The organism is Phenylobacterium sp. (genome assembly GCF_030693805.1).
GTDB lineage: Bacteria > Pseudomonadota > Alphaproteobacteria > Caulobacterales > Caulobacteraceae > Phenylobacterium.
The window spans coordinates 1-14,902 of the sequence record NZ_JAUXZW010000296.1 but is presented as its reverse complement, the minus strand read 5'-3'; the positions used below and the strand labels follow the sequence as shown (position 1 = coordinate 14,902).

Annotated in this window: 20 protein-coding genes; 6 read left to right on the top strand and 14 right to left on the bottom strand. The window is 68.9% G+C overall.

The annotated features are described in order from the left end of the window. The 3 genes from ruvB to ruvC all read right to left on the bottom strand — a co-directional run. A partial coding sequence (gene ruvB / locus Q8M88_RS11395; protein ID WP_305597276.1) for a Holliday junction branch migration DNA helicase RuvB occupies window positions 1-695 on the bottom strand: 695 nt, incomplete at its 3' end. Further along, window positions 692-1,309 carry a Holliday junction branch migration protein RuvA gene (ruvA, locus tag Q8M88_RS11390; RefSeq protein WP_305597275.1) on the bottom strand — a complete coding sequence of 206 codons (618 nt, stop codon included), beginning with the start codon at window positions 1,307-1,309 and terminating at the stop codon, window positions 692-694. The genes ruvB and ruvA, both read right to left, overlap by 4 nt. Then, a complete protein-coding gene (gene ruvC / locus Q8M88_RS11385) occupies window positions 1,306-1,809 on the bottom strand; it encodes a crossover junction endodeoxyribonuclease RuvC (protein WP_305597274.1) in 504 nt (167 codons plus the stop codon). Before ruvC ends, ruvA begins: the two co-directional genes overlap by 4 nt. Window positions 1,810-1,947: 138 nt before the next feature. On the opposite strand from ruvC, the gene Q8M88_RS11380 reads away from it, so the two are divergent. After that, window positions 1,948-2,352 (top strand): copper resistance protein NlpE N-terminal domain-containing protein, encoded by a 405-nt coding sequence (locus Q8M88_RS11380; RefSeq protein ID WP_305597273.1) that lies wholly within the window; start codon window positions 1,948-1,950, stop codon window positions 2,350-2,352. On the opposite strand, the gene Q8M88_RS11375 is transcribed toward Q8M88_RS11380, so the two are convergent. Then, window positions 2,349-3,299, bottom strand: a complete 951-nt coding sequence (locus Q8M88_RS11375; RefSeq protein ID WP_305597272.1) for a nitronate monooxygenase family protein — start codon at window positions 3,297-3,299, stop codon at window positions 2,349-2,351. The genes Q8M88_RS11380 and Q8M88_RS11375 overlap by 4 nt on opposite strands. A 103-nt stretch (window positions 3,300-3,402) precedes the next feature. On the opposite strand from Q8M88_RS11375, the gene Q8M88_RS11370 reads away from it, so the two are divergent. After that, window positions 3,403-4,041, top strand: a complete 639-nt coding sequence (locus Q8M88_RS11370; protein ID WP_305597271.1) for a 2-hydroxychromene-2-carboxylate isomerase — start codon at window positions 3,403-3,405, stop codon at window positions 4,039-4,041. 2 nt (window positions 4,042-4,043) lie between these two features. On the opposite strand, the gene Q8M88_RS11365 is transcribed toward Q8M88_RS11370, so the two are convergent. Both Q8M88_RS11365 and mtnN read right to left on the bottom strand, forming a co-directional pair. Beyond that, window positions 4,044-4,517 (bottom strand): VOC family protein, encoded by a 474-nt coding sequence (locus tag Q8M88_RS11365; protein WP_305597270.1) that lies wholly within the window; start codon window positions 4,515-4,517, stop codon window positions 4,044-4,046. A 59-nt stretch (window positions 4,518-4,576) separates the two neighbouring features. Beyond that, window positions 4,577-5,326, bottom strand: a complete 750-nt coding sequence (mtnN, locus tag Q8M88_RS11360) for a 5'-methylthioadenosine/S-adenosylhomocysteine nucleosidase (RefSeq protein ID WP_305597269.1) — start codon at window positions 5,324-5,326, stop codon at window positions 4,577-4,579. Between the two features lie 132 nt (window positions 5,327-5,458). On the opposite strand from mtnN, the gene Q8M88_RS11355 reads away from it, so the two are divergent. Then, window positions 5,459-6,091 carry a YceI family protein gene (locus Q8M88_RS11355; protein ID WP_305597268.1) on the top strand — a complete coding sequence of 211 codons (633 nt, stop codon included), beginning with the start codon at window positions 5,459-5,461 and terminating at the stop codon, window positions 6,089-6,091. 12 nt (window positions 6,092-6,103) lie between these two features. Here the strand turns inward: Q8M88_RS11355 and Q8M88_RS11350 are convergent, their stop codons facing one another. Genes Q8M88_RS11350 through Q8M88_RS11340 form a run of 3 tightly spaced genes read right to left on the bottom strand, consistent with a single transcriptional unit; the run spans window position 6,104 to window position 8,880 of the window. After that, on the bottom strand, window positions 6,104-6,802 hold the full coding sequence (locus tag Q8M88_RS11350) for an MgtC/SapB family protein (protein WP_305597267.1): 699 nt from the start codon (window positions 6,800-6,802) through the stop codon (window positions 6,104-6,106). Window positions 6,803-6,814: 12 nt separating this feature from the next. Beyond that, complete coding sequence (locus Q8M88_RS11345) at window positions 6,815-7,621, bottom strand: potassium channel family protein (protein ID WP_305597266.1); 807 nt, start codon at window positions 7,619-7,621, stop codon at window positions 6,815-6,817. 8 nt (window positions 7,622-7,629) lie between these two features. Then, a complete protein-coding gene (locus Q8M88_RS11340) occupies window positions 7,630-8,880 on the bottom strand; it encodes a sodium:proton antiporter (protein ID WP_305597265.1) in 1,251 nt (416 codons plus the stop codon). Window positions 8,881-8,996: 116 nt separating this feature from the next. Between Q8M88_RS11340 and Q8M88_RS11335 the strand changes: the two genes are divergently transcribed. Next, the gene (locus Q8M88_RS11335) at window positions 8,997-9,437 is read left to right on the top strand and encodes a GNAT family N-acetyltransferase (RefSeq protein ID WP_305597264.1); all 441 of its coding nucleotides are present in this window, start codon (window positions 8,997-8,999) and stop codon (window positions 9,435-9,437) included. Between the two features lie 27 nt (window positions 9,438-9,464). Here the strand turns inward: Q8M88_RS11335 and Q8M88_RS11330 are convergent, their stop codons facing one another. Next, window positions 9,465-10,211: a YebC/PmpR family DNA-binding transcriptional regulator gene (locus Q8M88_RS11330; protein WP_305597263.1), complete on the bottom strand. Its 747-nt coding sequence runs from the start codon at window positions 10,209-10,211 to the stop codon at window positions 9,465-9,467. 135 nt (window positions 10,212-10,346) lie between these two features. Here Q8M88_RS11330 and Q8M88_RS11325 point away from each other — a divergent pair, with 135 nt between their 5' ends. Beyond that, window positions 10,347-10,568: a hypothetical protein gene (locus Q8M88_RS11325; protein ID WP_305597262.1), complete on the top strand. Its 222-nt coding sequence runs from the start codon at window positions 10,347-10,349 to the stop codon at window positions 10,566-10,568. On the opposite strand, the gene Q8M88_RS11320 is transcribed toward Q8M88_RS11325, so the two are convergent. The 4 genes from Q8M88_RS11320 to Q8M88_RS11305 form a co-directional block, all read right to left on the bottom strand. After that, a complete protein-coding gene (locus Q8M88_RS11320; protein ID WP_305597261.1) occupies window positions 10,510-11,721 on the bottom strand; it encodes a DegT/DnrJ/EryC1/StrS aminotransferase family protein in 1,212 nt (403 codons plus the stop codon). The two genes, Q8M88_RS11325 and Q8M88_RS11320, sit on opposite strands and share 59 nt — an antisense overlap. A gap of 90 nt (window positions 11,722-11,811) precedes the next feature. Then, complete coding sequence (locus Q8M88_RS11315; RefSeq protein WP_305597260.1) at window positions 11,812-12,222, bottom strand: DUF2177 family protein; 411 nt, start codon at window positions 12,220-12,222, stop codon at window positions 11,812-11,814. A gap of 11 nt (window positions 12,223-12,233) precedes the next feature. Then, complete coding sequence (locus tag Q8M88_RS11310) at window positions 12,234-13,256, bottom strand: cyclopropane-fatty-acyl-phospholipid synthase family protein (RefSeq protein WP_305597259.1); 1,023 nt, start codon at window positions 13,254-13,256, stop codon at window positions 12,234-12,236. Window positions 13,257-13,266: 10 nt separating this feature from the next. Continuing rightward, the gene (locus Q8M88_RS11305; protein WP_305597258.1) at window positions 13,267-14,061 is read right to left on the bottom strand and encodes a DUF1295 domain-containing protein; all 795 of its coding nucleotides are present in this window, start codon (window positions 14,059-14,061) and stop codon (window positions 13,267-13,269) included. 100 nt (window positions 14,062-14,161) lie between these two features. Between Q8M88_RS11305 and Q8M88_RS11300 the strand changes: the two genes are divergently transcribed. Further along, on the top strand, window positions 14,162-14,902 hold a 741-nt coding region (locus Q8M88_RS11300), incomplete at its 3' end, for an NAD(P)/FAD-dependent oxidoreductase (protein WP_305597257.1).

Here is a 14,902-nt window from a genome sequence, read left to right as displayed (position 1 = left end):
GCGGCGGCGAAGTCGCGGACCCGGCGCAGCAGCCTGCCGGCTACGCGCGGGGTGCCGCGGGCGCGGGCGGCGATCTCGGCGGCGCCGTCGTCATTCAGCTTCAGCCCCATCTTGCCGGCCGCCTGGGCCAGCACCTTCTGCAGTTCGGTCGGGGTGTAGAACTCCAGGCGCAACGGAATGCCGAAGCGGTCACGCAGCGGCGTCGCCAGCAGGCCGGCGCGCGTCGTCGCCGCCACCAGGGTGAACGGCGCCAGGTCGATGCGGATCGAGCGCGCCGAAGGACCGTCGCCGATGATCAGGTCCAGCACGTGGTCCTCCATCGCCGGATAGAGGATCTCCTCGACGTTGGCGGCCAGGCGGTGGATCTCGTCGATGAACAGGACGTCGCGCGGCTCAAGGTTGGTCAGGATCGCCGCCAGGTCGCCGGCCTTGGCCAGCACGGGCCCGGAGGTGGCGCGGAAGTTGACGCCCAGCTCTCGGGCGATGATCTGCGCCAGGGTGGTCTTGCCCAGGCCAGGCGGTCCGAACAGCAGCACATGGTCCAACGCCTCGCCGCGCTGGCGCGCCGCCTCGATGAAGATCAACAGGTTGGCCTTGGTCTGCGCCTGGCCGACGAACTCGGCCATGGTCTGCGGCCGCATGGCCTTGTCGGAGCCCTCGAGCGGCTGCGGTTCGCTGGACACCAGGCGGGTCACCGGCCGAGTTCCTGCAAGGCGGCCTTGATCAGCGCGCCGGCCTCGGCGTCTTCGCCCAGGCGCAGCGAGGCCTGCTCGACCAGCCGACGGGCTGCGGGCTCGGCGACGCCCAGGCCCAGCAGGGCCGCGACCGCCTCGCCGGAGGCGGTGGGCGTGGGCGGGGCGACATTTGACTGCACCTGGGCGTGGAAGCCCGCGACGCCGCCGTCCGTAAGCGGCTTGTCCTTCAGTTCGGTGACGATCCGCTGGGCGAGCTTCGGCCCCACCCCCTGGGCGCGGGCGACAGCGGCCTTGTCGTCGCGCGCGGCGGCCTGGGCGAGTTCGCCGGGCGAGAGCACGTCGAGCACGCCCAGCGCGGCCTTCGGCCCCACGCCCTGGATCGCCTGCAGGACCACGAAGGCGTGACGCTCGTCGCGGGTGTTGAATCCATAGAGGCGCATGCCGGTCGCCTCGGACCACTGGGTCTCGACGTGCAGCACGGTCTCGTCGCCGATCGCCGGCAGCCGCGACAGGGTGCGCGCGCCGCAGCGCACGACATAGCCGACGCCGCCGACGTCGACCAAGGCGTCCTCCTCGGCGATCTCGGCCACCACGCCGCGCAGTCGCCCGATCATGCCGCCGACCCCAGGGTGCGGGCGCGCCGGGCGTGGGCATGGGTGATGGCGACAGCCAGGGCGTCGGCGGCGTCGGAGGTGGTCTCGCCGGCGGTCGGCAGCAGCCGGCGGATCATGAAGGCGACCTGGGTCTTGTCCGCGGCCCCTGTCCCGACCACGGACTTCTTGACCACCAGGGCCGCATATTCCGCGACGCTGAGGCCCGCGCGGGCAGGCGCGATCATCGCGGCGGCGCGGGCGTGGCCGAGCTTCAGGGTGGAGGCCGCATTGACGCTGACGAAGGTCTCCTCGATGGCCGCTTCATCAGGGGCGTAGGCGGCGATCACCTGGGCGACGCCTTCGAAAAGGGCCAGCAGGCGCAGCGAGAACGGGTCTGTGGCCGGCGGCGCGATCACCCCGTGGGCGACGTGCGACAGGCGCGGCCCGTCGATCGCGATCACGCCCCAGCCGGTGCGGCGGAGGCCGGGGTCGAGCCCGAGGATGCGCAAGGGGGTCGCCATGAATCGCGTTCGCCGTCTGTTCCGTACAGGGGATAGATGATGGGCGCATGGTTGAGAAGAGGTTGAGGTCGATCGCGTTGATTGCGTCGGACGGCCGCGCGGCGTGTAGGCTGGCCTGAACAATGGGAGGCGACTCGCATGCAGGCTGTGGCGATTCTGGCGGTAGCGGCGTTGGTCGGGGCGTGTGCGACGGCGGCGGGACCGCAGCCTGCGCCCGGAGCGCCGCAGGTCGGGACCTATGTCGGCCGGTTGCCTTGCACGGATTGCGCTGGCGTCGACACCCGCCTCACCCTGTTCGGGCCGCCGGACTTTCGTTACCGGCTCGAGCAGACTCATTTGGGCGGCGCGACCAGCACCTCGGAAGGCGAGTATGTGATCCTGCGGGGCGACGCCGTCGATCCCGACGCCACCGTGTTTCAGATCGGCGTCGAAGGCGAGACGCCGTTCTTCCAGCGTGTCACCGACGATGAGATCCGGCTGCTGGACCGAGAACAGCGCCCGATTGTCCCGAACGCCCGCCTGAGCCTGCGCCGCGTGCGCTAGGCGTTCGCGCGCTGCGGCGCGAAACGCCGGGCGAGCGTCGCCATGACGGCTTCGAATTCGGCCATGGTCTCGTCGATGATCGCCGCCACCGGCTTGATCTCGTCGATGCGGCCGGCGACCTGACCGCAAAGCGCGATCGAGGCCTCCATGTCGCCGCCGAAGTAGAGCGCCTGGGCGGTCTTGAATTCGTCGCGCGCGCCGGAGCCGCCGTCGATCTCGTAGGCGGTCGTCTTGTCGGTCCGCAGCGCGCGGAGCGCCGGTCCTGGGCCCATGCGATTGAGGAACACGGTGTCGGTCTCCTGGGCGTCGAGGATCGCCTGCTTCCAGTTGGGGTGGACCGGAGACTCCGCGGACGAGACCATGCGCGTGCCCATCTGCACGCCCTCGGCGCCGAGGGCGAAGGCCGCCGCCATGCTGCGGCCGTCGGCGATGCCGCCCGCGGCGATGACCGGCACGCCGACCCGTTCGCAGACCAGCGGCAGCAGGACCATCGTCGAGACGTCGCGCGCGTTCTTGAACCCGCCGCCTTCTCCACCCTCGACCACCAGTCCGTCGACGCCGGCCTCAACGGCGCGCAATGCGGCGCGGAGCGAGGGCACGACGTGGAAGACGGTCAGGCCGGCGGCCTTCAGCGCGCCGCAGTACTTCATGGGATCGCCCGCCGATGTGGTGATGAACTTCACTCCCTGGTCGACGACGAAGCTGACGATGTCGGGATCGCGCACGAACGCCAGCGCGACGTTGAGGCCGAACGGCTTGTCAGTGAGCTCACGCATGAGCTTGATCTCGGCGCGCACGGCGTCGAGGTCGCCCGACGACGTCTCCATGATCCCCAGGCCGCCGGCGTTGGAAACCGCCGAGGCGAGCTGGGCGCGGGCGATCCAGCCCATCGGGGCCTGGACGATGGGATACTTCACGCCGAGCAGGTCGGTGATGCGGGTCTTCATGGTGCGTCGCTCCGTTGCGGGATGATCTTATCGGCGCGCGCGCATCATGTATTCTGCGCCCGGGTATCGCGCCGGCATGAGCGCGGGCAGCGGGAGCGATCAGATGCGCATCGAGTTCTTCTTCGACTGTTCCAGCCCCTACACATATCTGGGCTTCGAGAACATCCAGCCGCTGGCGGCGGAGTTCGGGGCCGAGATCGTGTGGCGCCCAATCCTCGTCGGCGGGGTGTTCAACCAGGTCAATCCGGGCATCGAGTTCTTCAAGCAGAAGGATGCCGGCATGCTGCCGCAGCGCAAGGTCGACTACATGCTGAAGGACCTCGGCGACCGGGCGCTGGCCGCAGGCGTCAAGCTTAAGTTCCCGCCGAGCGGCCACCCCGTGAACAGCGTCAAGGTGATGCGCGCCTGCATCGTGCTTGAGCCGCAGGGCAAGCTGATCCCGTTCGCGCGGGCGGCCTTCCAGGCCTACTTCGGTGAAGACCGGCTGATCAGCGACGATGCGGTGATCGTTGATATCTGCAAGGCGGCCGGCGTCGACCCGGACTGGCTGTTCCCGCGCATCGCCGAGCAGAGCGTCAAGGACGCGCTACGGGCCAATGTGGACGAGGTCATCGCGCGCGGCGGCTACGGTTCGCCGACCTACTATCTCAACGGCACGGACATGTACTTCGGCGACGATCGCCTGCCGTTGCTGAGGAAAGCGATGGAGCGGGCGCGGGCGGCTGCGCCGCAGCCCGCCTGAAGCTAGCCGCGAGCGGCGGCTTCCAGTTCGGCGATGTCGAGCTTCACCATCTTGAGCATCGCCTGCATCACCCGGCCGGCCTTGGCCCAGTCGGGATCGGCGGCGAGCTTGCCCAGGATCGTCGGCACGATCTGCCAGGACAGGCCGAACCGGTCCTTCAGCCAGCCGCACTGCGACGGCTGGCCGCCGTCGGCTAATAGGGAATCCCAGTAGTGATCGACTTCGGCCTGGCTCTCGCAGGCCACGGAGAACGACACCGCTTCGGTGAACTTGAACATCGGCCCGCCGTTCAGGCCCGAGAACTTGCGCCCGTCGAGCTCGAAGGTGACCATCATCACCGAGCCCTTGGGGCCGGGCCCGGTGTCGCCGTAGCGCGAGATATCGCCGATCTTCGAGTTGGGGAATATCGAGACGTACAGGTTCGCCGCCTCTTCGGCCTGGCCGTCGAACCACAGGCACGCGGTGATATCCTTCATGGCGTTCTCCTTGACCGTGTGCGCGCCGCGCGCGGGGTCTGAGGTGAAGACGTCTGGAATCAGCCGACGCCGACATCACCGTGCGCACGGAAGATCTCGAACAGCTCCAGCACGCACAGGGCGGAGTTGCGCGCGGCCATCGCCGCCATCTCGGGATAGGTCAGGTGGCTGTCCTCGCCGGCCAGGTCGGACAGGGTGCGGATCACGTAAAGCGGGGCGTCCCATGCGGCCGCGACCTGGGCGACTGCGCCGGATTCCATGTCGATGGCGTCGGCCCCGAACGTCGCGTGCAGCGTTTGGCGCGTCTCCACGCAGTTGAGGAAATAGTCGGCGGTGACCAGGCCGCCCAGCCGGATCGGATCGCCGAGGGCCGTTGCGATGCGCTGCGCCAGCAGGGTGAGGTCGGCGGCGACCTTGGGCGCGACGGGCGCCAGAGTGGTCAGCCGCTCCGCATCGATCGGCAGCTCACCCGACAGGGTCGGGATGAACTCGCCCGCCGCCACCAGGCCGTAGTCATGGATCGCCAACCGGTCGGCGAGCAAAACGGCGCCAACCGGAAGCTCCGGATTGAGCCCGCCAGCGACGCCTGCGAACACGAGGGTTTTTGCGCCGAATACGCTGAGCAACAGGGTCGCCGCGGCCGCGGCGTTGACCTTGCCCAGACCGCAGAGCGCCAGCGCGAACGGCTGGCCGGCGTGCTCGCCGGTCCATACCCGGGTCGGACCGAAGCGCCCTTCGGCTGGTTCCGCCGAGAGGCGCGCGCGAAGCGCCGGGAGCTCTTCCGGCGTGGCGCAAAGCAGGCCGATCATGTGCGTTCCACGTGGCTCCCCGAACTCCTGCACAGCTTAGTCCCCGCGCCGACGCAAGGTGAAGCCGCGCCCTTGCCGCGCGCCGGGACGCGTGTCTAGGTTCGCCGCCCAGAATCCTCAAGAGGACGCCCGATGAACCGTTTTGCAGGGACCCTGTTCGCCAGCTTCGCGCTGACGTTCGCCGCCGGTGCGGCTTACGCCCAGACCGTGGCCGCCGCCCCGCCCGCCCCCGTCGCCCCGGCGGACGTGAAGGCCGGCGCCTATACGCTCGACGCCTCGCACGGCAAAGTCACCTGGTCGGTCTCGCACGTCGGCTTCTCCACCTACATCGGCCAGTTCACCGGCGTGACCGCCAAGCTGACGCTCGACCCGAAGACGCCGTCGGCCAGCACCCTGGAGGCCACCGTGGACACCACCACCGTCGGCACCCTGAATGCGGCGCTCGACACCCACCTGAAGTCGGCAGACTTCCTGGACGTGGCCAAGTTCCCGACCGCCACCTTCAAGTCGACCTCGATCACGTCGACAGGCGAGCGCACCGCCGACATCGCCGGCGACCTGACGCTGCATGGCGTCACCAAGCCGGTGGTGATCAAGGCGACCTTCAACAAGGCCGGTCCCGGTCCGGGCGGAAAGTATCGTGTCGGCTTCGACGGCGAGACGGTGATCAAGTTCGCCGACTTCGCCATCTCACCGAAGATGGGCGCGATGCTGGGCGGCGAGACCAAGCTGGACATCGAGGGCGAGTTCGTCGCCGCTCAGTAGAGCTGCGCCCCGCTAATCGTTGCGGGGATTGAGCTCGAATTCCTGCACGCGCGGGTCGGCGCACAGGCGGTCGACGATCGCCTGTGTGTCGACGTGGCGCTCGGCGTAGAGCGTGGCGGAGATCTCCGCGGTGCGGCCTTCGTCGAGCAGACGGTGGCTGAGCGCGCTGGGGCGCATCTTGAACTCCGCCGCCAGGGCGCGGAACTCCGCCTCCGGGAAGCTTGCGCCGCGTTGATAGCGGACCTTGGCGTCGAGCATGGTGGTCCCGGGCAGGTGGTCGTCGAACCAGCGAAAGCCCGCCAGCACCAGCAGGGCCGTCGCCGTGCCGCCGATCGCCAACCCGAAGAAGCCGATCCCGTAGAGTACGCCCAGCGCCGAGGTGATCCACAACGACGCCGCAGTGGTCAGGCCGTGCACCGACAGGCCCTGGCGAAAGATCACGCCGCCGCACAGGAAGCCGATGCCGGTGAGCACGCCGTGGGCCATGCGCACCGGATCGATGCGGATCACCTCGGGCGGGGTGTCGGTCAGCCAGCGCACCTGGTGAACGGCCGCTAGCATCAGCAGGGTGGAGGCCAGCGACACCAGGATGTGGGTGCGAAGTCCCGCCGGGCGGCCGCGATACTCCCGCTCCATCCCGATTAGGCCGCCGGCCAGCACCGACCCTGCGATCGGCGCGACGTAGTCCAGAGCGATGGTCGCGTAGTCCACGGGCGTCGCCTCTCAGCTCTTGTTCGGAATGGCCAGAAGTTGGCCGCAGGCCTTGCAGTGCACCGCGTCGGGGTCGTGCCGCAGCAGTCCGCAGGACGGGCAGGGCCAGATCACCTTGTTGGGTCGGAACAGGGTCTGGGCGAGCTGCACGAACAGGGTGATCCCGGAGATCATCACGCCGATGGAGATCAGCCGACCCCAGGTCCCCGGCAGGGTGATGTCGCCGAAGCCGGTGGTGGTCAGCGCCGCCACGGTGAAATAGAGCGCGTCCACATAGCCGGCGATGCCGGGGTGGATGCGCGCGAAGCTCGCATAGACGAACCCGGTTGCGACGAACACGAAGGTCACCAGATTGGCGCCCGCCTTGGCCACGTCCTCCCAGCGGGTGTCGTCGTAGCGCCGTCCGATGGTCCGCCAGAAGAACTCGCTGTGCACCAGGGTCCAGAGGCGCGCGACCCGCAGAAAGCCCAGGTTCAGGAAGATCTCCGGCAAGAGCAGGGTCAACCAGATGAAGATGTCGACCCAGACCACCGGCCGGCGCAGCCATCGGCTGAGCTTGGGATAGGTCAGTGCGCGGGCGGCGAGATCGACGCCGAGCACCGCGGCGATCGCGTAATCGAGGGTCAGGAACACCCACTGCTCGCGCAACATCGGGCCGGCGATGAAGAAGGCGATGATCGCGAGATCGATGCAGATGACGCTGTAGCGGAAGCGCACCGCCGCCGGGCTGTCGCCGCGATAGAGGCTGCGCAAGCGTACTCTCAGACGATGGAAGGCATGTGGCGGCGAGAAGCGGCGTGGGGCGGTCTTTGCGTCCAAGGCGGCCTTCATCGTTGGCGGGACCCGATCGCCCGGCTCTTGGTGTCGATCCATAGCATCAGGGGCGTGGCGGTGACGCCATGGATCAGGATCGACATCAGCACGATCAGGCCGGTGACCGCCCAGATCCGCGCGCTGTCGCCGAACGTCGCGTGGTTGAGCGCATAGGCCAGATAGTAGAACGAGCCGATCCCGCGAATGCCGAGGAAGGCGATCATCCCGCGGTCGCGGCCAGGCAGGCTCGATCCAGCGAGCGACAACCAGCCCGCCAGGGGGCGGGCGACCAGCAGGACGAGCACGGCCACGCCCGCGTCGCGCCATGTGAGCGGCGCCAGCATTCCGCCGGCGATCGCGCCTCCGAACAGCACCAGCACCAACATCATCAGCAGGCGCTCGATCTGTTCGGCGAAGTCATGGAGGGCGGTGTGGAATTCGTGATCCGGTTCGCGGCGTCGCAACGCCAGGGCGGCGATGAACACGGCGAGGAAGCCGTACCCGTGCAGCACCTCGGTGACGGCGTAGGCCAGCAGCGTCGCGCCGATCGCCACGAGCCCGTCTCCGGTGTGCGACAGCTTCACATGCGGTGCGCCGAATGCGAGCCACCCGAGTGCGCGCCCGACCAGCCACCCCACCGCCACGCCGCAGACGATCCGCCACGCCACGTCCACCCCCAGCCAGCGCAGCAAGTCGCCGGCCTCGGGCTGGGCCCCCTGGGCGAAGACGATCGCCAGCATCACGAACGGGAACGCCAGACCATCATTGAGCCCGGCTTCCGAGGTCAGGCTGAAGCGAACCTCGTCCTCCTCGCCGGACTGCGGCGGACCCACCTGAACGTCGGACGCCAGCACAGGATCGGTAGGGGCCAGCGCAGCGCCGAACAGCAGCGCCATCGCCAACGGAAACCCCAGGCCGTAGTGCCCGAGCGCCGCCACCGCGGCGATGGTCAGGGGCATGGCGATCGCCAGGAGCCGCCACGTGGTGCGCCACGCCTTCCACCCGAACGGCCGGTCGAGCTTCAGCCCTGCGCCCATCAGCGAGATGATCACCACCAGCTCGCACAGCCGCTCGGTGATGGTGTCATAGGTGCGCGGGTCAGGCCTGAACGCCAGCAGGCCGGAGCCGAACAACGCCAGCCCGATCAGCACGCACAGGATCGCCAGCGACAGAGGCGCGCGTTTGAGCGCCAGCGGCACCCAGGCGACCAGCAGCACCACGGCGCCCAGGCCGGCGAGGAACAGGACATAGGGGTCGGGGGACAAAAGGCCTCGAACGTCACGCGCGCCGAAGCGCGGCGCGCAGGGTCAACGTGCGGCGCGCGGTTTGGTGGCGCGGCCAGGCCATGTAAGCTTCACCAACGATCCTTGAGAGCATCGCCTTGCCACACTATCGCGCCTATGAGCACGGCGACCTCGACGCTGTAGCGGCGCTATGGCTCGACAGCTTCCTCTCCGTGGGTCTCGGTATCGAAGCCGGGCCGGTGGAGGCGCTCCGCGCCCGTATTCCGCTCGAACTCGCCGATGATTGGCAGGTGACTGTGGCGATGGAGAGCGGCGAGATCGTCGGATTCCTGGCCGTGAAGCCGGCAACAAAGGTCCTGGACCAACTCTTCATCACGCCGTCAGCCAAAGGCATGGGGATTGGTACCGCGCTGCTGCAGAAGGCAATGGCGCTGATGCCGGCGGGCTTTACACTGCGCACGCAGCGCGACAACCAACGTGCCCGTGCATTCTATATCGCGCGTGGCTTGCGTCAAATTGAGCCACCAGTTGCAGCCTCAGCCTTCAGCTATCCGGTCGTCTACTACGCTTGGCCCTGAGCACCTGCGCCAGGCCCGTGAGCCGCGTCACCCCGCCAGCTTCTCGAGGTCCTCGTCGGAGATGTCGTAGTTGCCCCAGACGTTCTGGACGTCGTCCTCGTCTTCGAGGGCGTCGAGCAGGCGCATGAGGGTCGCGACCTGGTCGCCGCTCACCGGCGTCAGGGTCTTGGGCCGCCAGGCGATGGCCGTGGACTTGGCCGCGCCGAGGGAGCCTTCCAGCGCCTGGGCGACTTCCGACAGTTCCTCGAAGGCGGTGAAGATCACATGGCTGTCGGCGTCGGATTCGACGTCTTCGGCGCCGGCCTCGATCGCGGCCTCCATCACCTTGTCCTCGGACCCCGCCGCGGCCGGGTAGATGATCTGGCCGACCCGGTCGAACATGAAGGCCACCGTGCCGCTCTCGCCCAGCGCCCCGCCGTTCTTGCCGAAGATGGTGCGCACCACCGAGGCGGCGCGGTTGCGGTTGTCGGTCAGCACCTCGACGATCAGGCCCGAGCCGCCGGGGCCGAAGCCTTCGTAGCGGATCTCCTCATAGGTCTCACCCTCGCCGCCGGAGGCCTTTTTGATCGCCCGGTCGATGTTGTCCTTGGGCATCGACTCGCCCTTGGCGTTGGCCACCGCCAGCCGCAGGCGCGCGTTCATCGCCGGATCGGGCAGGCCATGGCGCGCGGCGACCGTGATCTCGCGGGAAAGCTTGGAGAACAGCTTTGATCGGGCCGCGTCCTGGCGACCCTTCTTGTGCATGATGTTCTTGAATTTTGAATGTCCGGCCATGGTCTCAGATGTCACGTGCGCGGTGGATGGGCGAGGCGGCTTCTAGCGCTCGGATGAGATTAGCGCCAGCATCGCAGGCGGAACCTTGGCCTTGCCGATGGGTTCACCACGGCGACTAGCGCGGGAGCCTCCAGCATGAGCGACCTTGTGGACGAGCCTCTGGCGGAGGAGCCGCCCGCGTCTGACGGCGTATTGGTGCATTGGATGGAGCCCAGACCGATGACGCTGGGCCCCGCCGGCGTTTCGGCGACGGCGGCCGGAGCGTTCGCGCTCGGCGCCGTCGTCGCCGTGGCGGTGCTCAGCCTGCTGCACTACCTGGGCCCTGACCGCGAACCGCCCCGCCGCCGCTGGCGCTAGCCTGAGAAGCCCGCACCGCGGCGATCACCTGATCCTGGGCCTCGGGCTCCAGGTACGGATGCATCGGCAGGCTGATGACCACCTTCGACTTGGCGTCGGTGACCGGCAGTCCGCCGGGCGCCTGAGGGTAGGCCGAGTAGATCGCCTGGCGGTGGATCGGGATCGGATAGTAGACGGCGGTCGGGACGCCGGCCTCGCGCAGATGCCCGGCCAGGCCGTCGCGGTTGTCCACCTCGATCGTGTACTGGGCCCAGACGCTGATCCCCTTGTCGATCACCCGCGGCGTGCGCGCGACGCCGGCGAGCCCGGCGGCGTAGCGATCGGCGATGCGGTTGCGGGCCTCGATCTCGCTTTCGAAGATCTTCAGCTTCTCCAGCAGGACGGCGGCCTGCAGGGTGTCCATGCGCGCGTTCATCCCGACACGCAGGTTGAGGTACTTGGGGTCATGCTCGAAGGTCGCGCCCTCGGTGTCGGACTTCACCGCCTGGCCATGGACCCGCAGCGAGACCATCACGTCGTGCAGGCGGGCGTCCTTGCTCAGCACCGCGCCGCCGTCGCCGTAGCAGCCAAGCGGCTTGGCCGGGAAGAAGCTGGCGGTGGCGACGTCGGCCCAGTGGATCGGGTGACGCCCATCCAGGGTGCATCCGAAGCCTTGCGCTGAATCGGCGATCAACTTCAGGCCGTGGCGATGCGCCACCTCGGCGATGGCCGGATAGTCGGCGGGCTGACCGAACAGGTCGACGGCGATCACCGCGCGCGGCGTGAACTCGCCCGCCGCCTTCACCGCCTGGATCGCCGCCTCAAGGCTGGCGGCGTCCATGTTGTAGGTGTCAGAGTCGATATCGACGAACACCGGCGAAGCGCCGATCAGGGGCATTATCTCGGCCGTCGCCGCGAAGGTGAAGCTGGGGCAGAAGACCGCGTCGCCGGGCCCAATCCCCCAGGCCATCAGCGGCAGGATCAGCGCCTCGGTGCCGCTGCCGCACGACAGCACGAACGGCGCCTGGCCAAAGCGTGCGAGCTCGCTCTCGAGTTGGGCGATCTCCGGGCCCATGATGTAGGCGCCGCTGCGCACCACCTTGAGGATGGCGGCTTCCAGCGGCTCGCCGAGCCTCCGGCGCTGGGCCTGCAGATCGATGAACGGAATCGGCATGATGAGCGCCTCGCCAAACGGATGCGGCGGCTAGATGCCACGCGCCGCGCCGCTTCGCCAAACAACCATGTTTTCCGATCGTTTCGAACGCTACCCGAACGCGCGGCGCACGGCGCGGAAAGCAAGGCAGCTGGCGGTGGCGGCCATGGCGGTGACGAAGGCGCCCCAGGCCATGTCGGCGAGGGTGATCTTCAGCGACCAGACCTTGAGCGTCGCCTGGTTGGTGAGGTCGTAGGTCGCGTAGGCCACGACGCCGAGGGTCGCGCCCAGCGCCATCGCGCGCGGCCAGGAGCCCTCGCGTGCGGCCGGCGCCGCGGCCAGGACGACGACGCCCACGAGGTAGATCAGATAGAAGGCGACGGCCGGCCCCGCGGCCACACGCTCAGCGAGGATCTCGCCGATGATCGGCTTGTAGAGCTTGGGGCCGGCGAGGGTCAGCCAGACGGCGTCGAGCAGCACGAAGGTCACGGCGGCGGCCAGATAGGCGGCGATGTAGGGCATGCTTCTGCGCCTCACGCAGATTTCAGGCGGTGGTGGCTGACGCCCCACTCAGCCCCACCGCGGTGGCCGAACAGTCCCGCCACCGCCAGAAAGAACAGCCGCCAGCGTCGACGCCACAGCAGCGCCTCGTCGCCGTAGACCTCGTGCAGCACCGGCGTGATCGCGGCCGCTTCACGATCGTAGTTGGCCAGCCAGTCGAGCGCGGTGCGCTGATAGTGGGCGCCGCTCCAACGCCAGTCGGCCTCGACCGTGAAAAGGTCGGGGAAGCGGCGCGCCAGATCGTGGCTGGGCATCAGGCCGCCGCTGAAGAAGTACTTGCCGATCCAGTCGGCGTCCCCTTCGGCCTCGAAGCGGTAAGGGGTCGTGGCGTGGGAGAAGACGTGCAGGAAAAGCCGGCCGTCCGGCTTCAGCCAGCCGCGCACCCGCGTGAGCAGCGCGCGCCAGTTGGCCATGTGCTCGAACATCTCCACCGAGACCACGCGGTCGAAGCGGCCCTGGGTGTCGAAGGCGTTCATGTCGCAGGTGATCACCTCCAGATTGGTCAGGCCCCGCGCCGCCGCGCGGGCGCGGATGAACGCCCCCTGGCTCAGGGAATTCGACACCGAGACCACGCGCGCCGCCGGAAAGCGCTGCGCCATCCATAGCGATAGCGAACCCCAGCCGCAGCCGAGTTCGAGGATCGCCTGGCCATCCTGCAGTCCGGCGTGCTCGGCGGTGAGCGCCAGTGCCGCCTCCTCGGCCTCGGCGAGCGTCGTCGTTTCGTGGGCGTAAAAGCCGCTGGAGTATTTGAGCTGCGGGCCCAGCGCGGCCTGGAAGAAATTCGCGGGCAGTTCGTAGTGCTGGGCGTTGGCGGCCTGGGCGTACTCCGCGATGGCGTGGGCTTCCATCGCCTGGGCGAACGCTTCGGAGCCTCCAGGCGCGGCCAACAGGCGGCGGCGTTGCTGGGCGACCAGCAGCTCGATCGCGCCACGGCTCAGCGCGTCGGGCAGGGGTGTCGCCTCGAAGGCGTGCAGGGTGCGGGAAATCAGGCTCATGCGGGCAGTCTCATGCGGGTGTTCCTTTGCGCGGGGGCAGGGGGAAGAAGGCGCTGACGCGGGCCTGGTAGGCGACATAGGCCTGGCCGCGGGACGCCAGCATCGAGGCCTCGAGCGGCGGCAGACCTGAGCCGCGCGTCAGCAGCAGGTACATGACCAGCGGCGCCGCCAGAGAGAGCGCGCTCCACGGATTTGCGGGGTCGAAGGCGATCACCGGATAGGCCAGCCAGCCCATCCACTCGAAGAAGTAGTTGGGATGCCGCGACCAGCCCCAGAGGCCGGCGTCGGCGATTCGGCCCTTGTTGGCGGGGTCCGCCTTGAAGCGGGCCAACTGCGCGTCGGCCAGCGCTTCGCCGGCGATGGCCACGAGCAGGATCGCCGCGCCGAGGAAGTCGGTGACCTGCAGGCCGTCGCCCGGGCGACGTGCGGCCAGCACGACGGAGACGGCGAGCAGCGCGGTGGCCGGCGCCTGGATCAGCGTCAGCGCCACGAGCCTGCGCTGATAGGTCTCCCCCCACTGCTCGCGCAGGCGCAGGTAGCGGGCGTCGGCCGGACCGCTGGCGACGCGGCGCGCGACGTAGGTCCCGAGCCGCAGGGCCCACAGCGCCACCAGACCCGCGACGAGCAATTGGCGTGCGCCCGACGGCGCGGGAACGAGGGCTGCGAGCGTCAGGCAGGCGCCGGTTCCGAAAGTCCAGAACACGTCGATCCAGCCGGACTCGCCGACCTGACGCTGAAACGCCCAGGCCGTCGCCATCACCGCGGTCATCGCCGCCAGCACGCCAAGGACGATCGTCAGGGTCATCGATTCCCAGGTCTCCACGTTCAGGCGCAGTTACGCAGGCCTTGGCCGAGCGGATGCATCCGGGCTGCGGGCCGCCGCGTAGCTCTCCTGAACCGGGGCCGTGGCCTCAGCAGCTCAGGAGGGCGCAGTGGCGTTCGGCGAGACGGATCGGGCCTTGCGCATTGCGGTGGTGGGGGGCGGCATCTCCGGCCTGTCTGCGGCCTGGCTGCTCTCACAGTGCCACGCGGTGACTCTCTACGAGGCCGACGAGCGGCTGGGCGGCCACGCCAACACCCACCTTGCGCCGGGGCGCAAAGGGCCCGCGCCCGTCGATACCGGCTTCATCGTCTACAACGAGGAGAACTACCCCAACTTCACCGCCCTGCTGGGCGAGCTGGGCGTCGCCAGCCGGGAGGCGATGATGTCGCTCAGTGTTTCGCTGGACGACGGGGCGTTCGAATATTCCAGCGACGTCACTGGCCTGTTCGCCCAGGGGCGCAACCTGTTCAGCCGCCGCTACTGGGCGATGCTGCGCGACGTCGGCCGATTCTACCGCCATGGCGTCGCCGAGGTCGCCGAGATGGCCGACCCCGAGCTGGCTCTGGGCGACTATCTCGAGCGCAAGGGCTACTGCCGGGCGTTCCAGGAGGACCACCTGCTGCCCCAGGCGGCGGCCATCTGGTCGACGCCGCTCGCGGCGATCCGGGAATATCCGGCCGCGGCCCTGATCCGCTTCTTCCAGAACCACGGCATGATGCAGGTGTTCGGCCGCGGCCTCTGGCGGACGGTCGAGGGCGGCAGCCGCGCCTATGTCGGGAAGCTGGTGGACGCCTTCCGGGGCGAGGTGCGCACGGGCGTGCGG

Excerpts from the sequence above, each read along its gene's own strand:
- Q8M88_RS11355 (WP_305597268.1), top strand. The coding sequence starts at position 5,459 with ATGAACCGTTTTGCAGGGACCCTGTTCGCCAGCTTCGCGCTGACGTTC.
- Q8M88_RS11320 (WP_305597261.1), bottom strand. The coding sequence starts at position 11,721 with ATGCCGATTCCGTTCATCGATCTGCAGGCCCAGCGCCGGAGGCTCGGC.
- Q8M88_RS11325 (WP_305597262.1), top strand. The coding sequence starts at position 10,347 with ATGAGCGACCTTGTGGACGAGCCTCTGGCGGAGGAGCCGCCCGCGTCT.
- Q8M88_RS11310 (WP_305597259.1), bottom strand. The coding sequence starts at position 13,256 with ATGAGCCTGATTTCCCGCACCCTGCACGCCTTCGAGGCGACACCCCTG.
- ruvC (WP_305597274.1), bottom strand. The coding sequence starts at position 1,809 with ATGGCGACCCCCTTGCGCATCCTCGGGCTCGACCCCGGCCTCCGCCGC.
- Q8M88_RS11370 (WP_305597271.1), top strand. The coding sequence starts at position 3,403 with ATGCGCATCGAGTTCTTCTTCGACTGTTCCAGCCCCTACACATATCTG.
- Q8M88_RS11380 (WP_305597273.1), top strand. The coding sequence starts at position 1,948 with ATGCAGGCTGTGGCGATTCTGGCGGTAGCGGCGTTGGTCGGGGCGTGT.
- ruvA (WP_305597275.1), bottom strand. The coding sequence starts at position 1,309 with ATGATCGGGCGACTGCGCGGCGTGGTGGCCGAGATCGCCGAGGAGGAC.
- Q8M88_RS11330 (WP_305597263.1), bottom strand. The coding sequence starts at position 10,211 with ATGGCCGGACATTCAAAATTCAAGAACATCATGCACAAGAAGGGTCGC.
- Q8M88_RS11305 (WP_305597258.1), bottom strand. The coding sequence starts at position 14,061 with ATGACCCTGACGATCGTCCTTGGCGTGCTGGCGGCGATGACCGCGGTG.
- Q8M88_RS11365 (WP_305597270.1), bottom strand. The coding sequence starts at position 4,517 with ATGAAGGATATCACCGCGTGCCTGTGGTTCGACGGCCAGGCCGAAGAG.
- Q8M88_RS11375 (WP_305597272.1), bottom strand. The coding sequence starts at position 3,299 with ATGAAGACCCGCATCACCGACCTGCTCGGCGTGAAGTATCCCATCGTC.
- Q8M88_RS11315 (WP_305597260.1), bottom strand. The coding sequence starts at position 12,222 with ATGCCCTACATCGCCGCCTATCTGGCCGCCGCCGTGACCTTCGTGCTG.
- mtnN (WP_305597269.1), bottom strand. The coding sequence starts at position 5,326 with ATGATCGGCCTGCTTTGCGCCACGCCGGAAGAGCTCCCGGCGCTTCGC.